Genomic DNA, 6,104 nt, shown 5'->3' on the forward strand with positions numbered 1-6,104 from the left:
TTCTTAAGAACAACACAAGTTGTTATAAAGAAAAAAGGCAACACAATGTGCTGCCTTTTCTAAAAAGGTACATAGTGTACCTTATATTAAAACTGATAACGTACTCCTCCGGAAAAACTCGTTCCCGAAAAACCAGCCTTATTAAGCTTGTGTTGATAGAGAATATCAGCATGCAGAGAGAACTGTGGCAACAGTTTGGCATTAAAACCTAATCCAGCCTCTAGAGAAGAACCAAAAGCTCCTAACTTGAAAGCATCATTGAAATGCACAAACTGTTTTCCTTCAAAACCATGAGCAAGATAAAGCTTACCATAGAAAGCAATAGCATTCACGCCTTCAGAACCTGTAGGAATCTTGGTTAAGCGTCCACCAACACGTGCTACCCACTGATTAAGGTTACCCATTTCAATATCAAAATTGTCGATATCACGGGCTTTATTAAACTGGAGATGTTGATACACAACCTGAACCTGCGGATCAAAGACAAAGCCCTTATATCCTGTCATAATTGTCTGACCACCAGCTAAAGAAACACTCAAAGGATTACCTTTTAATGTTGCTGTTTTACCCCGTGCAAGGGTGAGAACATCACCTTTGAACAGACCATAGGATAAAAGACCGTCGACATAGAAGCCAACATTATGCTGCATGCTACCATATACCGTAGCAGTCCATTTATCAAATGCACTCTTCTGACTGTACTCAACATTCACAGGCTGCAAAGAAAGTTTTCCATAAGTTCCCATAATGCCAAAGGATATAGCACTGTCGGTATTTTCAATAGTTTGCAGCAGAACACCCGCCTCTACACCATTATAACTAAGATCGCCGTCATAACCATATTCAAGTGCGGACAGATCTGAAGCATAATGATAACTTCCACCATAGCCGCGCAAGTATAAAGCGGGATTTTCACGAACCTCTACCATTCCTGTAGAAGTCATCCGCAACGTCTCCAATTGCTTATTTTGATTGCTAATATCCATCAAACCAGCGTGGAATACACTATTAGGCAAGCTGAGATAAGTTGGAACCTGTGGAACAACAGACCTTACAAATTGTTCAGGAAGGGCAGCAGATCCAACAGACTTAACATACTGATTTTCTAAACGGAAATTCCAAAATTCTCCACCATCCTTAACAAATTTCTGCTGAACATCCTCCTGTTTCGAAGTCGCTTCTGGAGCATAAGCACGAAGGGTGTATTTGTAAGGTGAGTTTCTCAGTGCAACATAATTGCCATCGAGTTGGAAAGAGTCTTTCTTCGCTTGACCATAGACCTGAATAATTGAAACAGTATGAGCAATCTTGGCATTCGCTTTACCATCTCCTACATTGCCCGCATCACCTCGTACATGTATTTTTGTTTTTCCAGAAACATCACCATGAATGACAAGCCGATCAGTGACTTGCTGATCACTCGGATCACGAGGATTTAAACGTGCATTGAGATGAATTACAGCATTACCCTGTGCCGCATAAACAGTTCCTTTCCCATTTCCAATATGGAGAGTCTGATATTTTCCTTCAGATTCCGAAGGTGCAAAATCAATAGCACTATTTACAAGACTTACAGAAGAAATGCATGAATCCACACATCCTGAATCTAGAGTCCCCAAATTCCTCTGTGCACTTCTTTTTAGAATCCACTGTGAATTATTAACCAAGTCTAATTTTGCATAAGAATTTTTATCAACGCGAACACCGCCTGTAACAATAGAACTATCAACTGAAACCAACATGTTCGAATCATTCTCGGCTTTTAATAACAAGTCACCAGCAAGAGTTGTTTTATTTTCTAATAAAACACGACCACCAGAATTATTACCATAGATAGCTATACCATTTGCAACTTCAAAATCAGTTTTTTTCAACGAAACTGTCCCTGTTATGCCTATAGGCGTTTTTTCCTGTTTGGACACAGTACTCCGCTTAACAACATTTGTTTTCTCAGTTGTTAAATCCTGACTTCGATTTTGTTGACTCGTTTCCTTCTGTGTTCCCCCATCAAAATATATACCGTAGACTCCGTCACCTTCCACTTTAACAGCAGAAGACTCGATATTTACGTGATTCATAGTAGGACGAACGTCAGAGGATCTCCTTCTCCTAGAAGAACCCGTCTCAACAGCATCACCACTCTTCATAACCCACACAGCATGGGCATCAGTAACAACATTTCCGTTCTTAAAATCAACAGAAGCATTATCACTCACCAGAAAAGCTGCACGCTCTAAATTCTCTGCTGAATCTAACTTATTCTGCGCTTTTTTCGCAGTAATGCTAACTTTGTCTAACTTAACGCTGCCTCCAGATTCCGACCTTACTGCCACTCCTCTTTCAATAGCAATCTTTCCAGAGTCCATGGTTACCTCACCAGCCTGACTCACCAGACCAGCTGCAGCAAAATTCCCCGTCACGTTAATTTTTGTATCCTTTAAGTTAACAGACGATCCAGAACCTGCCAAAGCACCCACATAAAGCGCATCTACTGTTCCACCAATCATCTTAACTTTTCCGCCACTTTTAGCTTCAAGCCCAATTACAGAAGATTGAATTGTTGAGTTTTTATCCAAAACAATCTCTGCTTTTTCTTCTGCAAGCACAGCACTCACAAACTTTGATGGCGTAACACCAAAATTACTTCCTTTATCAGATTCTGCTCCAACAATAGTGGCAGTTTCTAACTTAACAACTGTATTACTCTTTGCATGCATAGAATGCTGAGTATCACCACGCGCCTTCAGTGTTTGTCCTGTTATCGTGTGTAATTTTCCATCGGCACAAGAATAAGCAACTTGCAATCTCTCCGCACCATTTTTCCCCATATCTCCACTACATTGAGAAGAACCACCTTCCTGCTTTATACCATTGGTTGATGTAACAGTATATACAACCCCAGGGTTTTGCGATTCAGATCTAAGTGTATTGGCTCCGCCAGTAGAAAGTAGAACACGCCCTACAGGTTTATCTCCCATCTCCTTAGATGCAGGCTTCTCTTGCTTAGACGCAGTAGAATTAACTAAGGAAGAAGAAGCCTTAGGCTTTCCAGTTTTTCCAGAAGTAGTAGGTTCTATAGTCTCTGAACTTCCTAACAAAGAAGACTGAGGAGCAGAAGGCTCAGCAGGAAGAACATCTAACGTAGAAGATGAAGTACCTTCTTCAGTTCCAGCGACTGACGAAATTCCAGCCAAAAGACCTAACTCCACATCAGAATCGCCTGTGTCAGACCTTCCAAGTCCAGAACTCTCCGGCGTAAAAGATTGAGGAGCAGAAGATATAACAGCCTGAGACGGAATTAATCCAACCTCTGTAATATCACTATTCACATCAACTGTATCAGTATCACTGTGGGTCACTGTAGCATTTTCTACTTCATTCTGACTATCTGTTCCATTAGGAGAAGCAATAAGAGAAGTATCTTCACTTCCATCAACAGTCTCCTCAGTTGTCAAAACTCTTAGTGAAGCAGATGGAGTATGTCCTTCTGATTCAAAAGTTGTAACAGGATTTCCAACAGATACATCAGCCTCTTCTACATCAGATCTCCCAAGTGTTTCAGGATTCCCTGGCAAAACAGAAGCAGTAACTTGATCAGGTACTAATGAAGAATCTAATCCTGAAGAACTATTTACCCCAGACACAGTGCCTGCATCTTCAGATGACGAAACATCAAAAACAACAGGTCGCACAAAAGGTGTCTTAGGACTAATACGATTACGAGGTCCATGAGCTATACTTTGCCGCCTCTCACCATTTTCTAATTTACTTTCTAAGCTGAAAGTCCACACTACCTCAGGTCTATTTTCAGGTTTTCTTGGTCTACTGGAATATCTTATTGGACCAGAAGCACTATATTGCATTGGACCAGAAGCCCTAAGAACATATTGATAAGGTGATCCCTGCAATGTAACATATTCATTAGCAAGTTTAAAAGAATCTTCTTCTGCTTCTCCATAAACTTGAATAATTTGAAGAGAGGCAGGTTTTTTTCTATTTTCCTCCCGTCGATCTTGATTTTGTACACCTTGACGCTGAACTTTCGCTCCATTTTCTAATTGGCTATTTAAAGTGGTGATGACAGAAGTATCATTTACATACACCTTCGTTGTTCCAGAAACATCACCATGAATCAAAAGCTTATCAGACACAAGCTTAACATTATCTAAATTATCAGAAACAAAATTCACATTAACATAAAGCCTAGCATCTCCCTGAGCACGGAAACCCCTACCTAGAGTGTTTTCATCTCGTCTATTTCCAATTTGCAGTGTTTGATAACCTTCATCTTCACTTCTTGGAGGCAAAAATACAATATTACTATCTGAAAGATCTACAAACGAAAGCTTTGAATCTATATGATTTGTATTTCTCTCCGATTGTTTATGATGAATACTTTTTGTTAAATACAATCCTGAATGAGACAAATAAAGTGCAGCATTTGCATTCTCATCAACACGAGCTTCACCTATAATTGAAGATTTATGAGCATGCACTAACAGATTAGAATGAGCTTCAGCTTTTAAAAATAGATCACCCGAAAGAACACTACCCTCTCCTAAAATAACAGCACCATTTAAATCACCACCATAAATAGCTACACCGTCTGGAATTCTAAGAGTAGCTTTTTTTAAAAGAACCATCGGCATGCTCTCATTATCGTCGTAACTTCTTACGGTTACTTCTTCACCTGATTCTTTTTCATCTTCTGAAGATACCGTATTAAAATATATGCCATAAGAATCTTTCCCGGTTATTTGAATAGTTGATTCTTTAATATCAGCTTTAATCTTAAAATAATTTTTATTCTCCCTATCACCCGTAATACTTTGCATATATTGCAAAGCATTGCTATTACCTACAGTCCATTTTAGAGTAGAGAGAACATCTTCAGAAGCATCATCCATAACGTGATAAACATCATAGAGTGCATTCATTTCAAGCATATCATCTTTTGTATAAATAGAATCACCATTATCATTACGATCACCATTAGCATCAATAACAAAACGACTCGCCAAAACACCAGCTCCGAAAGCACGATCATCCATTGGACCGACTAAAAACTCGTCAATACCACGAGTAACCCACAAAACAACTGCATCAGAACTCTCAACTTTTCCTTTATTAAAAGAAATAGAACCCCCATCTGACAAGAAAATAAGATTTGGAGATTCTGTAGAATCAACAGAATCAACACTATTTCGCCCGCTTATCCCCTTTTTAATATTAATCTTAACCTCATCTAATTTTACAACCCCTTTATACCCTGCTACAACTCCCACCGCCCCTTTATCAAGATTAATCGACCCAGATTGCATCATAATTCCAGATCTACCAGAACTGTTCAACCCAACCCCAACTGCATAAAAATTCACTCCATCTAGAAAAACAAATGACGCAAAATCAGTAGAAGCTCCTATCTGACTATAATAGATCCCCCCACCTTTCATATGAATCCTTCCTTCGTTTTGTGCATCAACCCCGACTATAAATTCCTTAATACTTGAATTTTCTAGCTTAACTTTTGAATTAAGCGTTGCTAATACCCCCGCCCCCATTTTTGCATTAAGATAACCATTGAAATTTTTAGAATCATCATTTTCATTAGAACTCAAAATAACATTACCTTCTGGAAAAGCCTTCCCCCTAATAGACACTTTCTCTAACTCAACAGTTGTCCCTCGAACTAAATACAAGACTTCTTTATCACCTGCGGTATACACGTCTTTCTGAGTAACCTGTCCTGTTGCATGCATAGCATTATCGCCAAATTTCAACACACCAATAGTACTTCTCTTTAGTGTATGAGCCCTCCCATCAGAACAGATCACAGAGTTAAGGGTCTTAAAACTCCCATCAGAACATGAATTTGCACCAGAAGCAGGAGTATTAATACCGGAGACACCACCAACACCACCAGGGACACCGCCACCACCAACGCCACCAGGGACACCGCCAACGCCAACACCACCAGGGACACCGCCAACGCCAACACCACCAGGGACACCGCCAACGCCAACGCCACCAGGGACACCGCCAACGCCAACACCACCAGGGACACCGCCAACGCCAACACCACCAGGGACACCGCCAACGCCAAC

General features: G+C 40.2%; 1 protein-coding gene. It reads right to left on the reverse strand.

Annotated elements, in window-relative coordinates:
* Nucleotides 1-86: 86 nt before the first annotated feature.
* Nucleotides 87-6,104: autotransporter outer membrane beta-barrel domain-containing protein (locus tag ACFIMI_RS06875; protein WP_375692367.1), on the reverse strand; the 6,018-nt coding region annotated here is incomplete at its 5' end.

The organism is Bartonella sp. AP4SXKL (assembly GCF_042195845.1).
In the GTDB taxonomy this organism is placed as follows: Bacteria; Pseudomonadota; Alphaproteobacteria; order Rhizobiales; family Rhizobiaceae; genus Bartonella.